The 17078-nt window shown below is 44.1% G+C and carries 21 protein-coding genes, 1 tRNA gene and 4 pseudogenes; 7 read left to right on the top strand and 19 right to left on the bottom strand.

Features of this window, described 5'->3' with window-relative positions; all coding sequences use genetic code 11:
* Window positions 1-11 precede the first annotated feature (11 nt).
* The gene (locus MMY81_RS33370) at window positions 12-281 is read left to right on the top strand and encodes an undecaprenyl-diphosphate phosphatase (protein ID WP_374561851.1); all 270 of its coding nucleotides are present in this window, start codon (window positions 12-14) and stop codon (window positions 279-281) included.
* A 108-nt stretch (window positions 282-389) separates the two neighbouring features.
* Here the strand turns inward: MMY81_RS33370 and MMY81_RS13340 are convergent, their stop codons facing one another.
* Window positions 390-890, bottom strand: a complete 501-nt coding sequence (locus MMY81_RS13340) for a PTS sugar transporter subunit IIA (protein ID WP_252313300.1) — start codon at window positions 888-890, stop codon at window positions 390-392.
* 48 nt (window positions 891-938) lie between these two features.
* Window positions 939-1595, bottom strand: a complete 657-nt coding sequence (locus MMY81_RS13335) for a phosphatase PAP2 family protein (protein WP_252313299.1) — start codon at window positions 1593-1595, stop codon at window positions 939-941.
* Between the two features lie 60 nt (window positions 1596-1655).
* Between MMY81_RS13335 and MMY81_RS13330 the strand changes: the two genes are divergently transcribed.
* The 5 genes from MMY81_RS13330 to MMY81_RS13315 all read left to right on the top strand — a co-directional run bounded on the left by MMY81_RS13330 (window position 1656) and on the right by MMY81_RS13315 (window position 4950).
* Window positions 1656-2309 (top strand): lysophospholipid acyltransferase family protein, encoded by a 654-nt coding sequence (locus MMY81_RS13330; RefSeq protein ID WP_252313298.1) that lies wholly within the window; start codon window positions 1656-1658, stop codon window positions 2307-2309.
* Window positions 2310-2526: 217 nt separating this feature from the next.
* A complete protein-coding gene (locus MMY81_RS35240; protein WP_374561848.1) occupies window positions 2527-3003 on the top strand; it encodes a glycosyltransferase family 2 protein in 477 nt (158 codons plus the stop codon).
* On the top strand, window positions 2904-3494 hold the full coding sequence (locus MMY81_RS13325; RefSeq protein WP_252313416.1) for a glycosyltransferase family 2 protein: 591 nt from the start codon (window positions 2904-2906) through the stop codon (window positions 3492-3494). The genes MMY81_RS35240 and MMY81_RS13325 overlap by 100 nt, the downstream gene beginning before the upstream one ends.
* Complete coding sequence (locus MMY81_RS13320) at window positions 3491-3706, top strand: NAD(P)-binding protein (protein WP_252313297.1); 216 nt, start codon at window positions 3491-3493, stop codon at window positions 3704-3706. Before MMY81_RS13325 ends, MMY81_RS13320 begins: the two co-directional genes overlap by 4 nt.
* Window positions 3607-4950 (top strand): phytoene desaturase family protein, encoded by a 1344-nt coding sequence (locus MMY81_RS13315; RefSeq protein ID WP_252313415.1) that lies wholly within the window; start codon window positions 3607-3609, stop codon window positions 4948-4950. The genes MMY81_RS13320 and MMY81_RS13315 overlap by 100 nt, the downstream gene beginning before the upstream one ends.
* Window positions 4951-5007: 57 nt before the next feature.
* Here MMY81_RS13315 and MMY81_RS13310 read toward each other — a convergent pair whose 3' ends face one another.
* The 11 genes and pseudogenes from MMY81_RS13310 to mce form a co-directional block, all read right to left on the bottom strand.
* Window positions 5008-5847 carry a phytoene/squalene synthase family protein gene (locus tag MMY81_RS13310; protein ID WP_252313296.1) on the bottom strand — a complete coding sequence of 280 codons (840 nt, stop codon included), beginning with the start codon at window positions 5845-5847 and terminating at the stop codon, window positions 5008-5010.
* Window positions 5848-5882: 35 nt separating this feature from the next.
* Window positions 5883-6908 (bottom strand): phytoene desaturase family protein, encoded by a 1026-nt coding sequence (locus tag MMY81_RS13305; protein ID WP_308215323.1) that lies wholly within the window; start codon window positions 6906-6908, stop codon window positions 5883-5885.
* Between the two features lie 175 nt (window positions 6909-7083).
* Complete coding sequence (locus MMY81_RS34035) at window positions 7084-7317, bottom strand: NAD(P)-binding protein (RefSeq protein WP_308215320.1); 234 nt, start codon at window positions 7315-7317, stop codon at window positions 7084-7086.
* Window positions 7314-8813: a phytoene desaturase family protein gene (locus MMY81_RS13300; protein ID WP_252313295.1), complete on the bottom strand. Its 1500-nt coding sequence runs from the start codon at window positions 8811-8813 to the stop codon at window positions 7314-7316. The genes MMY81_RS34035 and MMY81_RS13300 overlap by 4 nt, the downstream gene beginning before the upstream one ends.
* A gap of 108 nt (window positions 8814-8921) precedes the next feature.
* Window positions 8922-9356 carry a hypothetical protein gene (locus tag MMY81_RS13295; protein ID WP_252313294.1) on the bottom strand — a complete coding sequence of 145 codons (435 nt, stop codon included), beginning with the start codon at window positions 9354-9356 and terminating at the stop codon, window positions 8922-8924.
* 251 nt (window positions 9357-9607) lie between these two features.
* Entirely contained in the window at window positions 9608-10018 is a 411-nt protein-coding gene (locus MMY81_RS13290) for a hypothetical protein (RefSeq protein WP_252313293.1), read from the bottom strand.
* A 221-nt stretch (window positions 10019-10239) separates the two neighbouring features.
* A pseudogene (locus MMY81_RS13285) lies at window positions 10240-11062 on the bottom strand (fructosamine kinase family protein).
* Window positions 11059-11535, bottom strand: coding sequence for a low molecular weight protein-tyrosine-phosphatase (locus MMY81_RS13280; protein WP_252313292.1), 477 nt, complete (start codon window positions 11533-11535; stop codon window positions 11059-11061). Before MMY81_RS13280 ends, MMY81_RS13285 begins: the two are co-directional and overlap by 4 nt.
* Before the next feature lie 120 nt (window positions 11536-11655).
* The gene (locus MMY81_RS13275; RefSeq protein WP_252313291.1) at window positions 11656-12105 is read right to left on the bottom strand and encodes a YaaR family protein; all 450 of its coding nucleotides are present in this window, start codon (window positions 12103-12105) and stop codon (window positions 11656-11658) included.
* A gap of 84 nt (window positions 12106-12189) precedes the next feature.
* Window positions 12190-13302, bottom strand: a pseudogene (locus tag MMY81_RS13270) (M20/M25/M40 family metallo-hydrolase).
* The gene (mce, locus tag MMY81_RS13265) at window positions 13292-13735 is read right to left on the bottom strand and encodes a methylmalonyl-CoA epimerase (protein WP_252313290.1); all 444 of its coding nucleotides are present in this window, start codon (window positions 13733-13735) and stop codon (window positions 13292-13294) included. The pseudogene MMY81_RS13270 and the gene mce overlap by 11 nt, the downstream one beginning before the upstream one ends.
* A gap of 154 nt (window positions 13736-13889) precedes the next feature.
* On the opposite strand from mce, the gene MMY81_RS35235 reads away from it, so the two are divergent.
* Complete coding sequence (locus MMY81_RS35235; RefSeq protein ID WP_253075838.1) at window positions 13890-13946, top strand: hypothetical protein; 57 nt, start codon at window positions 13890-13892, stop codon at window positions 13944-13946.
* 177 nt (window positions 13947-14123) lie between these two features.
* Here the strand turns inward: MMY81_RS35235 and MMY81_RS13260 are convergent.
* The 6 genes and pseudogenes from MMY81_RS13260 to MMY81_RS13235 form a co-directional block, all read right to left on the bottom strand.
* Window positions 14124-14998 (bottom strand): annotated as a pseudogene (locus MMY81_RS13260) (aromatic acid exporter family protein); the annotation flags it as partial.
* A gap of 147 nt (window positions 14999-15145) precedes the next feature.
* Window positions 15146-15220, bottom strand: a tRNA-Arg gene (locus tag MMY81_RS13255).
* Window positions 15221-15243: 23 nt separating this feature from the next.
* On the bottom strand, window positions 15244-15480 hold the full coding sequence (locus tag MMY81_RS13250) for a hypothetical protein (protein WP_252313289.1): 237 nt from the start codon (window positions 15478-15480) through the stop codon (window positions 15244-15246).
* A gap of 11 nt (window positions 15481-15491) precedes the next feature.
* Window positions 15492-15647, bottom strand: a complete 156-nt coding sequence (locus MMY81_RS13245) for a hypothetical protein (protein WP_252313288.1) — start codon at window positions 15645-15647, stop codon at window positions 15492-15494.
* Window positions 15648-15771: 124 nt separating this feature from the next.
* Window positions 15772-16194: pseudogene (locus tag MMY81_RS13240) on the bottom strand (BrxA/BrxB family bacilliredoxin).
* Window positions 16195-16282: 88 nt separating this feature from the next.
* On the bottom strand, window positions 16283-17078 hold a 796-nt coding region (locus tag MMY81_RS13235; RefSeq protein ID WP_252313287.1), incomplete at its 5' end, for a metal ABC transporter solute-binding protein, Zn/Mn family.

The raw sequence follows: 17078 nt of genomic DNA, 5'->3' as shown, positions 1-17078 counted from the left end.
GGGAAACAGCCGTGCGGTATTCTTTTTTATTATCTATTCCCGTTATTGCCGGGTCATCTGTGCTTGCTATCGGTGACCTGACTTCCGGCCAGCTTGGCATCATCGGCTATGGGCCAATTGCAGTGGCGTTAATTGCTTCTTTTATTACATCCTATATTGGTATCATCTGGCTGATTGACTTTTTAAACAAAGGCCGCCTGATTTATTTCGCTGTTTATTGTTTTGTGCTGGCTGCATTAGTTATCGGATTTCTTGATGCCGGCACTGTCATTGATGTATAAAACAATAAATGAACTTTTGTATTTCAGAAATCATAATAAAGAGACAGCCGCTGATCGGAGCGCTGTCTCTTTTTCGTTTATATTTAGTGAACAGAACCCTGTAATTTTCTAACCTTTCACCGTCACCGTAGCCATATCAGTCTCACCAGCAGTTACTTCTGTCTGTGCATGAGCAGTAATATCCTGAATCTGTTCTCCTTCAGTAAATACGACAGGTGTAATCAGGCTCTTAGCTTTCTCTTTAATATCAGCAAGCGTAAATTCCACCAGCAGATCGCCCGGGTTTACTTTATCTCCTTCTGATACATGGGTCGTGAAGCCTTCTCCATTTAAAGCAACAGTTTCAAGGCCGATATGAATTAACACGTCTAGACCTTCGTCTGATTTAATACCGACTGCATGCTTTGTAGGGAACACTTGTGAGACCTTTCCTTTAACAGGAGAAACGATTCTGCCTTCAGATGGCTCTACTGCAAATCCCTCTCCCATCATTTTTTCTGAAAAGGTTGGATCCGGAACGTCTTTTAAATCAACAAACTTTCCCGTAGCCGGCGACTTAATCATTACTTCTTTCGGTTCACTTTTTGATCCAAATAGTTTTTTAAACATATTTCCACCTCATCTTCATATTGTGAATACTCTTCTTCCGTTATACCCTTAATGTTTTGTTCTCAATCTGCTTTTAGACAGGGATTCTTCAAGGTCTGTTTTAATATACCATGACCCGGTAATCAGAAGCCACATCGATGCGACGATAAAACCTCCCATCACATCTCCCGGATAGTGCACTCCCAGGTAAATCCTGCTCAGTCCGATCAACAGGATAAGTACAACTGCCGCCGCGGCGACCGCTATTTTCAAAGCTGCATTTTTCACAATGAGCACTGTAATGATTACAATCATTCCGTACATGACAAGCGCGTTCATTGCATGTCCGCTTGGGAAGCTGAATCCATCGGCTTCAATCAGCTGGTTAACAGCAGGTCTCTCTCTGGAGAAAAGATTTTTCAAACCATAGTTTACCGCTCCGCTTCCACCTACTGCCACAGCGGCAATCCAGCCTTTTTTCCATTTTTTCTGAACCCAGAACAACAGGGTAAGAAGTGTCGTTACAATCGTTGTAAAAATAACACTCGCAAGCGACGTTATAAATTTAAATATTTCTGTAGTAAATGTATTCGTCCAGCTTCGCACAGCCTCAATGATTGGCTTTTCCCAGGCTGTAGATGTTCCACCAGCCACATCCTGTGCTAAAATAATGAAAGCGGCTAAGCCGCTGAGACAGACAAGCAGGATCCATTTCTTTTCCAACATATTATCAGCGCCTTCTATCTTATAGTGGGCATAGGTCAGCTGAAAAAGGAGCGCTACGCTATGCAGGAATCATCAAAAAACAGCGTTCTGGATTTTTTATTTTTCTACTATAACAGACGACTGTTAAAAAAACACTTTTATCAACTATTGTACAGAGAGACCGCCCCTGTGCCTTCCGGTCCGGTATTATTTTATGCCAACCACAGCAACTGGTGGGATGGACTCGTCCTGCATTACATAAATCACGCTCATTTAAAAAAAGACGCCTTTGCTATGATTGATGAAGAAGGGCTCAGGCAGTTCCCCTTTTTCCGGAAACTCGGCGCCTTTTCCATAGACCGTTCCAGCGGAAGAAAAATGCTGAAGTCCCTGCAGTATGCCAAAGACAAACTGCACAGCAATAATGCTGTATGGATTTTCCCGCAGGGCCAGGAGGAGCATCTTGAAAAAAGACCGCTGCGGTTTTCTTCCGGTATATCAAGGATCGTCTCCGGCCGTGAGGACGTTCCCGTTATACCGGTATCGCTTTACTACAGCTATTTTCACAAGCAGACACCCTATTTATTTATTGAAACCGGACAACCGATATACTTGACCAGCAGCACGGCCGGCTCCTCATACTCAAGTATCACCACGTATTTGGAAACCCGGCTTACAGAGCAGCTTGATCAGCTCGCTGAAGATGTTATAGAGGAAAACGGCTGGATTCTTTGAAACGCTGCTAAAAGGCAAAGCTACTGTAAGTGAGTCCTTCCAGAAAATATTCCGACGTTCTGACCAGTAAGGAGATGATGTTTATGATTATTTTTGTACAGCGCCTTACTGCTCTGCTTTTCACTTTGGCTAATCTTCTCTATTGTTTATGCCGCGCCCCTCTGGCTTTACGAATACGAAAGCTGCCGGTACGGTGAGTGTGCTCGTCCCATGAGAAATGAAAGAAAAGAATGCTGAAGCGCTTCTTCATAATTTAAAACAAATAAATGCCCCGCACGTCCGCTTTCTTTTTTTAGATGACAGCTCAGAAGACAGCACATTATCTATCCTCAGGAAGAAGACGGCGGAATGGAAGGAAGCTGATGTATTAACCGGCAGGCCCCTGCCGGCCGGATGGACAGGCAAGAATTATGCCTGTCATCAGCTTGCCGAAAAAGCGGACACTGACTTCTTATGTTTTATTGATGCAGACGTCCGGGTCACACCGGACACTATTAATGTGTTTCAGGAAACCGCTCATTCTAGACAGGCTAAGCTGCTTACGGGGTTTCCAAAGTTCCCCGTATCGGTGCACTGGCCGCCCTGCTTGTGCCTATGCAGCATTTTGTTATTGCACTGCATCTTCCGCTCCTGCCCGCAAATTATACCTCACGCCCTATTTTCACCGCGGCTCACGGGGCCTTCATCTTTGTAGAACGGCAGGCTTATGAACAGGCAGGCGGCCATGCCTCTGTTAAAGATGCTATTGTAGATGATGTCGCTCTTACGCGCCTATTTAAGGCAAACGGATTTCGAAGCCTTCTTTTGAATATTACCGAACATGTTACCTGCTATATGTACGAATCAAACCGTGACGTCTGGAGAGGATTCGGTAAAAATATATTTCCCGGCATCGGCAGGTCTTTTCTTCTCGCCGTCCTGCTGACTTTGTTTTACACCGTATTCTTTATTGTTCCTCTGCCTCTTTTCATCTATGGGGCTGCAGCGGCCAGCTGGCTGTTTTGTCTGCCTTACCTGCTTATCGTCTTTATGAAACTATACACTGATATTGTATTCCGCCAGAAGAAATGGCTCTGCCTGTTTATGCCTTTTTCTGCAGCGGCTCTTCTTGCTGTGCTTTTCTACTCTATCTACCTTACCGTACGACAAAAAGGCTACACATGGAAAGGAAGAACCTACCAATGACAAAATCTATTATTATTGGTGCCGGGCTTGGCGGTTTATCATGCGCTGTCCTGCTTGCCTCGCGCGGCCATAATGTTTCCGTTTATGAAAAAACAGCACGGTCGGCGGAAAACTGCACTCCCTTACGCTTGGTACCCACACTTTCGACTTTGACCGAACACTATTACAATGCCCTGGGTATTCAACCAAGTGCTTTGAGCTCGCCGGTTTGACCCCCTCCGACTATTTCCAGTTTCAGCGGCTGTCTAAACATACACGCCATCATTTTTCAAATGGAAGCATGCTTGATTCTGAGGACAGTCTGGACAGCGCAGCCGATGCTATCAGCCGCTTTGCCGGGAAGAAAGATGCGAAACAATTTAAAAAATACATGAAGCGTACCAGCCGTTTATTTCATACTGCCTCTGCTTCTTTTTTTCCGAGAACGTTTCGTTCTCCTCTTGATTACCTTTCCCCTGAATTATTCAGCGCTCTTCTGAAAGTAAAGCCGCTGCAGACTATGCACCGTTTTCATGCATCGACATTTGATGATCAGCGCCTGCAGCAGATGTTTGACCGTTATGCTACCTACATTGGATCTTCCCCGTACAGCACCCCTGCTACTTTCTCTTTAATCAGCTATCTGGAATGGGCGGACGGAGTGTACTATACGAAAGGCGGAAACGCAGCTATCGCAGACGGGCTGGAAAAGGCGGCTTTAGATCTCGGCGTGCGTTTTTATAAAAATACGGAAGTGACAGAAATACTCGTGGAGCAGCGGCGTGCCGTTGGTATACGGACTGATAAAGATACAGAAACGGCCGATCATATTGTGCTGAACGGAGATCTGCTTACGCAGTTTCCCTCGTTAGTTGAGGAAAGCCTCCGTCCCCGCTTCACTAATCGCAGAGCAGAAAGTACGGAAGCCTCCATATCTGCCTTTGTTATTATGGCAGCACTGGACACAAGACTTCCTCAGCTCAAGCACCATCAGGTATTTTTCAGCTCTGATTATAAAAAGGAATTCCAGGAGCTGTTTGCACATAATCAATATGCAGCGGAACCGACGATTTATATAAGCAACTCGTCTTATACAGATTCTTCTATATCACCGGATGGAGATAATTTATTCATCCTTATCAACGCTCCTTCCCTGCCGGGAGGCGTTCTTACCGCCTCCGAGCAGGCGGCATACAGAGATACTATTTATGACCTTCTGGAAGAAAAGGGTATCTTCATCCGTCCTCACCTTGTTCATGAAAAAATAATAACCCCGACTAACCTGGCTCAAGATTATTACGCGTTCAGGGGATCTATCTACGGGGCTGCCTCCAACAGACGTCGTGATGCCTTTTTAAGACCATATAACGAATCAGCGGATATTTCCCGCCTATCCTTCACAGGAGGTTCCACCATCCGGGAGGCGGCTCACCTATGGTCGTGCTCAGCGGCCGCGAAACAGCCAGAACTATTTTAAAAAAAGACGGGATTCTGCTGGATTATTCCTGAAAGTAAATAAACGATCTCCTGGCAGTCAGCCGGAGATCGTTTTTAGTATATTTTTTTTGTCATCGTTGGAGACAACCATCCGCTGTTGAAACACATTATAATCATTTTTACGGGCCGCATGAAGAATAGCCCAGTACATATAGGCGGAAGCTTTAACCGGAAACCTGGCGTCTTCAGGATACTCCTCTATAGAAATAAGTCCTTCTTTATATAAATCTTCTGCCCGAACCGCTACTTCTTCCCAAGCTTGAATAAAAGAAGGTGTTTTTTCTTTATTTTCCAGCTGCTCCGGAGAATATCCGTGCTTTTTCATAATGTCCTCGGGAAAATATATCCGGTTTAAATAAAGATCCTCGCCGATGTCCCGAAGAATATTCGTAAGCTGCATAGCCGTTCCTAACGATACAGCTCCCTGTTTTAAATGATCAAATCCCTGCGGCGATAAAATAGGCAGCAGCATTAACCCCACGGTCCCTGCCACATAATATCCATAGGTTTCCACTTCCTCGAGGGTTTGATACCGTGTTTTCACTAAGTCCCAGTGCTGACCTTCCAGCATATCTAGAAAGGGATATCTTTCCATGGGGAAATGAGTGAAGACGTCATCCAGTGCCGTCCATAAAGAAGAATTCCGATCCCAGTTCCCTTCAAAAAATTGGATCAGCTCTTCCCGAAAAGACGCCCATTCTCTCTCTTTATTGGTTCCTTCGTCTACGATATCATCCGCCGTTCGGCAGAAAGCATAGACCGCCCAGACTGCCTGCCGTTTCTTTTCCGGCAGCAGATCAAAGGCTTTGGCAAATGTTTTGCTGTTTTTTAAGATAATCTGGTGGCAGTCAGAATATGCTTTCTCCAGAGGTATCATCACTGTTCCTCCTTTAGCTTTTCCAATACTAATTTTTATACAGGCTTTAAATGCTGGGCCAGCAGGCGGGCTCCCTGCATCACAATGGGAACGCCTCCGCCCGGATGAACGGATGCTCCTACGGCGAAAATATTATCCGCTTTAAAAGGTTTCAATTGAGGGCGGAATACAGCTGACTGGCCGAGTGTAGGCTGTATTCCGAAGCTCCCGCCCTCATATAAACCATCCGCTTCCGCCTGATCAGGTGTACGGATTTTTTTCCAGATAATGTGACTGCTCAAGTCCGGATAGCCGCGGGCTTCTACCAATTCGATCATTCTATCGGTATATTCTTCTTTATTCTCCCAAAAAGAGCTGTCTGTACCCGATGGAACAGGAATCAACATATAGAGTACGCTCTGTCCGGAGGGAGCGAGAGACTCGTCCATCACTGTAGGATTAAATACATAAATAGAAGGGTCTTTATGAAGCTGTCTGCGTTTGAAAACATCTTCCATATGTTCATCCAGGTTTTCTCCCATAAAGAACTGGTGAATGCCTTCCTCTTTATATACTTTATCTATTCCCAAATAGATCAGCAGGCAACCCGATGAAGCTTCATATGATGTTTCCTTCTGCTTCGTTATCAACTGTTTAGCTTTAGGGAAATCACCGTTCAAGATAAGTTGATCCGCCTTCACACGACCTGATGGGGTGAGCACGGACTCAAACTGGCGGTCTTCGGTATAATCCACCTGCAGTACTTCCTCATTCAGTCTTATATCGACGCCGCGCTCCCTAAGTTCTTTCTCAAGGATCTCAATCAAACTCGCATACCCCCCTTCGATGTACCACACTCCATGAAAGTGTTCGCTGAATGTGACTAACGAGTAGAGAGCGGGAGAGTGGGATGGATGGCCTCCGATGTAAAGCGTTTGAAATTGAAAAGCCTGCTGCAGCATAGGATGATCAAAATATTGCTGCGATTGCTTTTTTACGTTTTGGTAGGCTTTCATTTTCAGCAGCGAGCTTATGTTTTTTTTCGTAAAAAATGTGTGTTTCTTGTAAAAGCTGTTTTCCAGAAAAGCCGCTTTCCTGATTCGAAACGGCCTTTCATATCCTGCATAAACTGTAAATAATGCTCCTCTTCTCCAGGAAAGCAGCGGGTAATTTCCTCAAGCTGTTTTTCTGTATCGCTCCACTTTGTAAAAGAAGGACCGTTTCGAAAGTGCATTGTATAAAGAGGATCAAGACGTTTCATCGGAATCTTTTTCTATCTACTCCCGCCTCTTCCAAAATCGATAAAATCACTTCCGGGAGAAGCACAATCGTCGGACCTTCATCTATCTTGAAGCCGGCTTCTTCTACAAATCTAATTCTTCCGCCAAGCAATGATTTTTTCTCTAATAATAACACGTCTTCCTGATAATGGGACAGGTATAAGGCTGTTACCAGCCCTCCGATACCTCCGCCGGCGATTATTGTTTTCATTCAGCTGTTCTCCCCTGTCTTTGCCTGCTCTTGATTTCGCCGGCCGTAATACGGGCAGACTGAATGATAGTCGGCAGTCCGCTTCCGGGATGTGTGCCGCCGCCTACCAGCCAGCAGTTTTCAATGTCCTCAAATTTATTATGAGGACGAAAGTACATCATTTGATCGAGCGAATGAGCTAAGTTAAAGGTAGCCCCATTATAAACAAAATAATCTTCTTCCCAATCTTTTGGTGTCGTGATCATTTCTGTAACAATATGATCTCTAACTCCTTTAAACGCTGTCCGCTTTTCCAAAATGTCTAACGCAAGATCCCGAAACCGCTGCTTTTCCTTTTCCCAGTCAATCTTGCTCAGATTGTTTGGAACCGGAACAAGGATATAAAGAGCCGACTGTCCTTCTGGAGCGAGCGAATCATCCGTTACCGATCCATTCTGAACATAAATGGACGGATCTTTGGAAAGCAGCTTTGTGCCTGTGATTTCTTCTACATTTTGTTTATAGTCATCAGCAAATACAATGGTGTGATGCTGGGTATCATAGATAGTATCGAGTCCAAGATAAATCATAAATGCAGAACAGGAATATTCCATGCTGTCCAGTTTTTTCTGATTCCATTTTTTTAATTCGCCTTTTTCAAACAGAGTAGAGGCCGCATGGGCAAAGTCGGCATTGATAATCACTTCATCGGCTGCCACCTGTTCGCCGGAATCCAGTTCCACTCCAACCGCACGGCCGTCCTCCACTAAAACGCGTTTAACTCCGGTTCCTGTTCTGACAGCTCCTCCATCTTCGCGTATGGCTTCCGCCATCGCCTCAGAGAGCTGATTCATTCCTCCGAGCGGATGAAACACTCCGTATTCGTATTCCATGTACGATAGTATACTGAATGCACCCGGACAGTTCCACGGAGACATACCTAAGTATTTGGACTGGAACGTAAACGTCAGCTTTAAACGTTCATCCGTGAAATAATCAGAGAGCACGTCGTACAGCGATTTACCTAAAGCAAGCTGAGGCACCGCTTTCAGCGTTCGAAGACGCAAATAATCCCTCCATTGGCCGTGCGTGTTCTGAAGAATAGGCATCAGCTTATCAAATCTTTTTTTTGTGCCTTCCATAAACGCATAATAGCCATCTTCATCACCAGGGAAATGTTTTTTTATACGATCATACATTTCCTGCTTATCGGTAGTAGGAAAAAACGACAGGTCATTAAAAACAAGTTCATACATTGGCTCTATCTTTTTCAAAGTAACATAATCATGAAGGTCTCTCCGGCTTTCCTGGAAGGCTTCTTCGAGAATATGCGGCATGTTCAGAAAGGTTGGCCCACGGTCAAATACATAGCCGTCCTTTTCTATTCTTGACGTTCTTCCGCCTACGTATGGCTGTTTTTCAAAAACGCTGACCTGAAAACCCTTGGATTGCAGCAGCATACCTGCTGCAAGGCCTCCGGGGCCTCCCCCTATTACAATGATGTGTTTGGCCGCCATATTGCGTTGCCCCTCTCTCTGTGCTGTTCTGTTTAAATTTTATCGTTTGGTGGATAGTGTATGAACGAGGCTTATGTTCTGTCCAATATTTGTACAACTAAATATACCTTAGTTTGCCTTTTTTATACAAGCAGAAACGATTGTCGGATGCTCTCCATCGGAGCATCTGTTTATAAAAAGAAAGCTCCTGTTAAAGAAACAGGAACCATCGCGGTTATTCTTTTTTTGAAGTTCAAGCAGATACCATCCGCCTTCTTTCAGCACAGGTTCAACCGATACAAGCTTCAGGCCGCTAAGCTTTCCAATGGCGCGGATTTCCTTTTCACTGGGGAGCGGATGTAAATTTTCATGAGCCGACATAAAACTGTTGAATGCGGTGGAAAACGCTTTTCCATGTTTGGAATCATGCAGCGGCGACATAATAAGCAGCGTACCTTTTTTTGCAAGTATTCTGGCAGCATGATCAAAAACGTCCTGGCGTTTTCCCGGGGAGAAATAGTATAGAAGGTTATTCATCATCACCATATCCTGGCGGGCTTTCATGTGCACATAGTTATCAAAGTTTTCATGGTGATGTAATGGAGGTGCCTTCACACCGATTTTTTAGCCGTTTCATACAGCTCACTGTGCATCTCTACTCCTGTCAGCCGAATATCCGGCTTCTGTTCATGAATTCTGCGCAAGTAGCCGGCGTATCCACAGCCAATAATCAATAATGGATTTTATTTTTCTCTTCTTAATTATTTTCATCACTTTTGGGAATGCCAGCGTTTCCAAAAGAGCCGATGTTTCTGCTACTGTTTGCCATAATCTTTCTCTAAATACGTTACTTTATCATATCCGCGCATTAAATCTTTGTACGCAAGAAGCGTTGGAACATGAAGCTCCATCATTTCTTTTAAAATAACTCCCACTGAATCCGGGCTTTCCTTTGATAAGTATTTATAGATGGAAGCTTCTGTTTTTATTTTACCGCCTCGTTTTTTCTCCAGATGTCCTAACGAGAGACCAACTTCAATCCATCTGGAAAGCAGTACGCTGTCCAGGTGATAGGATTCCACCACGTCTTCCGGCTTTGCCGATTTTTCAAAATAGTCAAATAAATGAAGGGCATGACCGATATGGGCATGCCACGTCTCTAAAAACGTTTCGTTTTTCTGCATCCACTTTTTTGCCTGCCATAGTCTTTTCCATTCGTTGAGCATGACTTCACCTCTTTACTGTTGTAGGCCGGACCATTCATTTCGATTCTGATGCCTCTACTAGAGAATCTTCCCTCCTCTTAAAAGGAATAAACCTGCCGCAGCGCTTTTCAAAAGGCATCGCAATATTAAAAAACAGCCCTTTTTTCAGGGCTGTCAGGCGGCTGAAGAGCTTCTTCAGCCTTATTATTTATTTACTTTGGAATAGTGCTGCAGTACCTTGTCTACCGAAGCACCATAGCTTTCACCGAAATATTTAGATGCACAAGCAGATAATACAGCTGATAAAGCGGTTTACGTTCTTCAAATTCCTTGGAAAAAGGGTAGATGGATTCGTAGGAATCGTAAAAAGCGTCGGAAAATCCGCCAAATAAATATGTAAAAGCAATATCAAATTCCCTGTCTCCATAAAAAACGGCAGGATCCATGACGCACGGTATACCGCCGGGGCCGCCGATCCAATTGCCGCCCCACAAGTCGCCATGCACTTTAACCGGTGCACCTTTTGAAGGAATCCATTCCGACAGCCGGCTCATAATATCATATGCGTTGCGCTCTCTTTGGAGCGTCAGCCTTCCCATTGATCTGGCCAGATCAAGCTGAGGCTTTAAACGTTTTTCCCTGAAGAAAAGGAGCCAGTCCTCTTCCCAGCCGTTCACCTGAGGCAGTTCACCGATGAAGTTATCTTCTTCCAGACCGTAAAAAACTGCCGGTCTGTGAATGAAGTGCTGCGATGCCCGCACCAAGCAGCTCCTCAGCTTCTCTGTTTTTTTCTCCTGATACGAATTCCATCACAATGTATTTCTTGCTCCACGTATGCACTTTAGGAATATACAGGCCTTCCGTGCCTCTTATAAAATCAAGTCCGGCGGCTTCCTGCTTAAAAAAATCCTGCGGTGCCTCTTCATGCCATTTAACAAAAAAGTCTCCCTCAGACGTCCGTACACGATAAGCCGTACTGATACTTCCTCCGCTTACAGGTTCTATACCTATGATGGAAAGACCGCTATCAATTGTCTGGACAGCCTGCTCTATTTTTGACTTCATAGACCCTCTCTCTTTCTCACCCAGTTTAGCAATGGCTTACAGCTTTGTTCTATCATATCATAGACCCCTGAAAAATCACCTGAGAAATAAGGATCCGGTACATTAATATTATCAGGGGCGTCCGGGTGGAATTCGAGCAGCCGTGAGACTGCTTTGGCAGAATCCGCTGAAAGAATAGAGCGTACGCTTTGTTCATTGGCTTCATCCATAACGATAATATATGTTTCTTTCGTTATTTTTTCTTTATTAAATAAAGAAGCCTGAAGTCCTGTCGTATCGATATTGTTATCCTTTAATACTTGCAGCGTTTTCTCATGAGGAGATCGGCCGATGTGCCAGTCTCCAAGTCCACAGGATTCTATATCGAGGGCATGTTCAAGCCCTGCCTCTTCCGCATAATGACGGAATACGGCTTCAGCCATTGGAGACCGGCAGATGTTGCCAAGACAGACAAATAGCACATGAGTCTTCATGAAAGTCCCTCCTTGACAGTATTTTAGCAAGATTTTTTATACAATAACAGCCGGTGCTTCAGAGAGCATCCGGCTTGAATAGTTATTATTGTCTTTGTTTTTGTTTCCAACCGCATGCATTCAGGCGTATAGATGCACAAGCAGCCCTTTAACAACGCCAGCCTGTTCCAGCACATCAAGACGTGTTTTCTCTTTATCAAAAACGGCTTTTGACAGATCAAGCATGCTTTCTTCCAATTCTTCTGCCGGTTTCCATAGTTTTAATGAGCGTCTATTGGAGAATTCATGTTCCTCTGTAAATTCAAAACCGGTTTCTACTGTTTCTTTCAAGAACTGCCTGACAAGATCTTTATATTTCTGAAGAGCGCCCAATGTCCGATGCTCCGACAAATATTCTCCCTGCTTTTGAAGTGCCTGTTTTACGTTTTCGAGTTTTTCTGTATGATAGCCTTTTGCAGAGGTCTGCAGCATATCAGAAAAAGCTTTTGCTGGTTTTGCCGAAGGATCGGCAGCGGGCCGTAATCCTTCTGCCCCCCATTTACTCTGCTTTTGAAGTCCGGTTATATCCATATACACCATTCCCTTGGTTATTGTACTTTACTATCGGCTTGATTTCTATTTCGTTAACCCGGACTGCTGATTAGATAGGAAAAATTATTCAGAAGCGCTGTGTTCTACAATGGCAAGCACAACTTCTGTAATCTTTACCAGTTCGCTTACAGGCATTTTTTCATTGGTCGTGTGGATTTCTTCGTAGCCAACAGCATTGACTGTAGGAATACCATAGCCGCTTATAATGTTGCCATCACTGCCTCCACCGCTCGTTAAAAGCTCTGGAGTCCTGCCTGCCTTTTTAATGGCCTGCTGGGCCGTTTGGACAACCTTATCTTCTTCAGAGAGCTTGTATCCCGGATACATAATATCGATTTCCACTTCGGCTTCGGCTCCCATTTCTAAAGCTGCCTCTTCAAAGCCTTTTTTCATTCTGCTACCTGCTTATCAAGCTTGTCTCTTACAAGCGAACGTGCTTCTGCCAGAATATGGACTTCGTCGCATACATGGGTCTGGGAGCCGCCTTCAAACCGGCCGATATTTGCTGTAGTTTCTTTGTCGATTCGTCCCAGCGGCATCTTGGAAACCGCCTTGGAGGCAACCGTAATAGCAGAAATCCCTTTTTCGGAGCCACTCCGGCATGGGCTGTTTTGCCTTTGATTACTGCCTTGATTTTTGCCTGCGTTGGTGCAGCGACGATAATGTTACCTACATCTCCATCGCTGTCGAGCGCGTATCCGTAATCTGCTTTTAACAAGCTTGTGTCCAGCGCCTTGGCACCTATAAGTCCGGATTCTTCTCCTACGGTAATAATAAATTGAATATCCGCATGGTTAATATTCTGCTCTTTTAACTGGCGGATCGCTTCGAGCATAGCTGCAATACCTGCTTTGTCATCTGCCCCGAGAATAGTCGTTCCGTCCGTCTTAATGTAGCCTTCTTCCATGAATGGTTTGATGCCTTTTCCCGGTAAACGGTATCCATATGAGAAGTAAAGTATAGAACGGGGCCTGTTTGTTTTGAACCTTTTAACGTAACGATCAGGTTTCCTGCGGCATGTTCCGTCGTGGAAGCCGCATCGTCTTCCTGTACCTCACAGCCAAGCGCTGTGAATTTTTCTTTCAGTACGAGAGATATTTCTTTTTCATTTTTTGTTTCAGAGTCTACTTTTACTAGTTCTATAAATTCGTCGACGATCCGCTGTTCATTTACCATAACTGTTATCCATCCTCTTTATTTGATTTACGCATAGTTCCACCAGCACCCGTCCGCTGTCTCCGGGATGAAGAAACGCAACGAGCGCTCCTCCTGCTCCGGAGGATGCATGGTCCTGCAGGGTCCTGATGCCTTCCATTCTTATTTCTTTGAGCCTCTCTTCTACGTTCTTTACACCGAAGGCCACATGATGAATGCCCTCTCCTTTTTTTTCAAGAAAGGTATAAATAGGTCCATTTGTTCCAAGCGGTTCCAAAAGCTCTATTTTCGATTCGCCGATAGAAAGAAAGGCTACTTTAACGTGCTGCGACTCCACCACTTCTGTGCCCAGTAATTCCAGTCCCAGTACATCAGTGTAAAATGGCAGACTCTTATCAATAGAGCGGACGGCAATACCGATATGATCTAATTTATGAGGCGGCTGCTTTAACATAATCAGACTCCCTTTCCTATTGAAGAGGACTGGAATTCGACCTCTTTTCTGTGGTATGATGGCAAATATGAATTGTGCCTGAAGTCGGGAAAGTATATATGAGTCAGGAGGGTGAAACGTGCCTAAAAACTTCCAAAAAATAATTATTTATATAATGATTATAACATTAGTAGTCGGCAGCCTGTTTACAGGAGCCGCAGCCTTTTTTTAAACTTGGATGCCAGATAAAACCCGGTATTATATATCCGGGTTTTATTTTTTTGTTTAAATCCCTTGTCAGACGCTTGCCGGAAACATTATGTGTGCGCTTTGGGTCCGGCTTGAACATTTTTTTAATGGTCAAATATTCATCCAGTTCATGAAGAATGTAAAAAAGGCTTGAACGTACTTCAAATTCTTCTCTCGTCTCCGGGAGCGGCATTTCCTTAATTTCCTCCCGCAGTTCATCCAGGCGTATTAAAAGTATCCTGCCGTATTTCCCGGACTGACTGCTTCACTTAATTCCTCCATGAATTCAGCCATCTTTTCCCCTTGTATAACAGTATCTCCAAGACTTGAAATAAAAGGAAGAATGCTTTCAAGTACATCGAACTGCTTTTCCCTCATTGCAAAATAATGATAAAAATAATCGTCGTAACGCAGGTAATGGTTATCGATATTTCGGAGCGCTTTGCTTTTTCCATCGCTTAGCAGCGTTGAGGCGGTTGTAATCTCTTTCCCATCCCAGGACGAGTCGCCTTCCTTTAAATACTTTGCATACTCTTTCCATATCGTTCGAAAGCAGTCTTCCACCTTCACCTGATCCCAAAGAAGATCCCGCTCCGCGTTTGGCATATACAGGTTCATGATCAGAGCTACGCCTATTCCTATTCCAAGCAGCGCAAGTTCATTAACCCACAGAGCCGCACTGGCTTCCCCTACAGTATAGACGTGAAGTATCAGAACTGCTGACGTAACTATCCCTTTTTTTGCTCCTACGCTCACTGCAGTAGGAATAAACAATAAAAATAAAATAGCTATCGAAACAGCGTGATAGCCAATAAATTCAAAAATTAACGTAGCATAGAGAAGTCCGATCAGGCAGGCTACAATACGCTCACCGGATATTTTCAATGAATCCCGCTTTGTAATCGATATACATAAAATCGTAATAATGCCGGCAGAAACGTAAAAGTCCAGCTGCAGCAGCTGTGCCAGAAAGATGGACACCGCTGCGCCTAGAGCTGTCTTAACGGTTCTGTACCCTATCGTGAATCTGGCCATATGCAGTTCCCTTTCAAGCTTCATTTATACCGCTCGGTTTTATTATAACGCAAATACTTTCCAACATTCAGCCCATTTTCCATTCTTTCCGCTGTAGAAATAAAAAAACGAGCTCCCTTTGAAAGGAGCTCGATTATTACTATGTATTGGCGCGCCTACCAGGATTCGAACCTGGAATACGAGAACCGGAATCTCGCGTGATATCCCTTTCACCATAGGCGCATGAAGAAGCAGCATTTATTATTTTAATAAAATAAACGGCTGATGTCAACGCCTTTTGAATAATTAGCTGTCTTCTTTTTTGGAACCCTCTTCAAGCATAGCCTCAAACCGTTCACGAATGCTTCTTCGCCATATCCAAGCTGGTTAATACGTTTGGTGAAGTGCTGGGCGTACATCGTCGTACGATCCGCCATTTTGCGGTATTTCTTTGCCTGTGAGCTGTTTCTTTCTTCTTTAGCACGATTTTCTGCGTTGGACATAATGCTCTCTGCTACAAGAGACCTTTCCATAGTTCATCTTCAGAAAACTGTTCTGACTTCTCATCAAAATGTGAAATTACGTTTTGGTAGTATGTCCGGAATTCTTTAAATGGAATTTCATCATCCATATTCAAATATTCCTGTACCTGATTGTACATTTCTTCCATGTTTACCCGCCGCCTTTTATGTATGAATAACAGGTGAAATTATACCATAATTAAGTCTGTTATAGTCAATAAAAAATATCTGCAGTAAAAAACCGGAGAGATAAGAATCTCTCCGGCTGCATTATCAGCAGTATTCGTCGAATGCTTTCTCGAGCTCTGTACTACTTCAATTGGTTCATGACCTTCAATTTTCGTGGCGTTCCACCATACGTACAATTTCTCCGTCTTTTAATAGTGCAAATGACGGGGAAGAAGGCGCATAGCCCGTGAAATAAGATCTTGCTTTTTCAGTTGCCTCTTTATCCTGTCCTGCAAATACAGTAACAAAACGATCAGGCTGCTTTTCGTAGTTTCTCATATAGGCTGCAGCGGGACGGGCAATGCCTCCGGCACATCCACATACAGAGTTAACCATTACAAGCGTTGTTCCATTATCCGTTAATGTAGTATCTACATCATCAGTGGTTGTTAAAGGCTCGTATCCGGCTTCTTCCATTTCTTTTCTTGCCGTTTGTACGACATCATTTATAAAATAATTAAAATCCATTTGTAAGCACCCTTTCTTCTTTATAACTAGTGTACATTCCTATTGTACATAAATAAAGAAAAAAGTAACAAGGATCTGCACTCATCTTCTAATTGTTCAATGCCTGCTCTAGATTACTTACGTTCTGCTCCATTAAACTGAAGTAGTCTTCCCCGCTTTCCACTTCCTCTTCAGACAGAGATTCCAGGTTATGCAGTTCCAAAGCCTCCGCGCCCGTTTCTTCCTGAACGACGTCAGCTGTAGTAGAAGGAATATTCTGCTCCACCATGACGTAATTTAAATTATTTTCTTCCGCGAGAGCTATAATATCCTGAATCTGCCGTTGAGATGGCTCATTGGAAGGGGAAAGACCGGTTATACCTATCTGGTGGATATCATATCTTTCCTCCCAGTATCCATAGCCTGCGTGAGAGACCAGAAAAGAGTCTTTTTCAGAACTGGATGCCATTTCAGCAAAATCGCTGTCCAGACTGTCCAGCTCTTCGGATAAAGCTTCAAAGTTTTCCTGAAAAACAGCTTCCTGTTCCGGATTTTTCGCAGCCAGTTCGTTTTTTATAGCTTCCGCTGCTTCTTTCGTAAGAGCAGGATCGAGCCATACGTGAGGATCCTGGTCTCCGTGATCTTCATGATCTTCTTCTTCGTGAGCATGCTCTTCTTCATCGTGCCCGTGTTCTTCCTCATGGTCATGTTCATCTTCGCTGTGGCTTTCTTCTTCTGCATGACTATGGTCGTGTTCATAAGACGCCAGGTCCATTCCACTCGTTACTTCCAGGCTTGTTACTTCTTCGTTTTCAATAGAATCATTAATCGCTCCTGCAAAGCCTTCCATCCCTGCTCCCGTGTATACAAACAGATCGGACTCGGCTATATCCACCATGGTCCGG

Source organism: Sinobaca sp. H24, from assembly GCF_023845525.1.
Note: the sequence above shows the minus strand (reverse complement) of the source record. Positions and strands in the feature narration are given on the sequence as shown.

Excerpts from the sequence above, each read along its gene's own strand:
- MMY81_RS13340 (WP_252313300.1), bottom strand. The coding sequence starts at position 890 with ATGTTTAAAAAACTATTTGGATCAAAAAGTGAACCGAAAGAAGTAATG.
- MMY81_RS13335 (WP_252313299.1), bottom strand. The coding sequence starts at position 1,595 with ATGTTGGAAAAGAAATGGATCCTGCTTGTCTGTCTCAGCGGCTTAGCC.
- MMY81_RS13330 (WP_252313298.1), top strand. The coding sequence starts at position 1,656 with ATGCAGGAATCATCAAAAAACAGCGTTCTGGATTTTTTATTTTTCTAC.
- MMY81_RS35240 (WP_374561848.1), top strand. The coding sequence starts at position 2,527 with ATGAAAGAAAAGAATGCTGAAGCGCTTCTTCATAATTTAAAACAAATA.
- MMY81_RS13325 (WP_252313416.1), top strand. The coding sequence starts at position 2,904 with ATGCAGCATTTTGTTATTGCACTGCATCTTCCGCTCCTGCCCGCAAAT.
- MMY81_RS13320 (WP_252313297.1), top strand. The coding sequence starts at position 3,491 with ATGACAAAATCTATTATTATTGGTGCCGGGCTTGGCGGTTTATCATGC.
- MMY81_RS13310 (WP_252313296.1), bottom strand. The coding sequence starts at position 5,847 with ATGATACCTCTGGAGAAAGCATATTCTGACTGCCACCAGATTATCTTA.
- MMY81_RS34035 (WP_308215320.1), bottom strand. The coding sequence starts at position 7,317 with ATGAAAACAATAATCGCCGGCGGAGGTATCGGAGGGCTGGTAACAGCC.
- MMY81_RS13300 (WP_252313295.1), bottom strand. The coding sequence starts at position 8,813 with ATGGCGGCCAAACACATCATTGTAATAGGGGGAGGCCCCGGAGGCCTT.
- MMY81_RS13295 (WP_252313294.1), bottom strand. The coding sequence starts at position 9,356 with ATGAAAGCCCGCCAGGATATGGTGATGATGAATAACCTTCTATACTAT.
- MMY81_RS13290 (WP_252313293.1), bottom strand. The coding sequence starts at position 10,018 with ATGCTCAACGAATGGAAAAGACTATGGCAGGCAAAAAAGTGGATGCAG.
- MMY81_RS13280 (WP_252313292.1), bottom strand. The coding sequence starts at position 11,535 with ATGAAGACTCATGTGCTATTTGTCTGTCTTGGCAACATCTGCCGGTCT.
- MMY81_RS13275 (WP_252313291.1), bottom strand. The coding sequence starts at position 12,105 with ATGGATATAACCGGACTTCAAAAGCAGAGTAAATGGGGGGCAGAAGGA.
- mce (WP_252313290.1), bottom strand. The coding sequence starts at position 13,735 with ATGTTAAAGCAGCCGCCTCATAAATTAGATCATATCGGTATTGCCGTC.
- MMY81_RS13250 (WP_252313289.1), bottom strand. The coding sequence starts at position 15,480 with ATGTCCAACGCAGAAAATCGTGCTAAAGAAGAAAGAAACAGCTCACAG.
- MMY81_RS13245 (WP_252313288.1), bottom strand. The coding sequence starts at position 15,647 with ATGGAAGAAATGTACAATCAGGTACAGGAATATTTGAATATGGATGAT.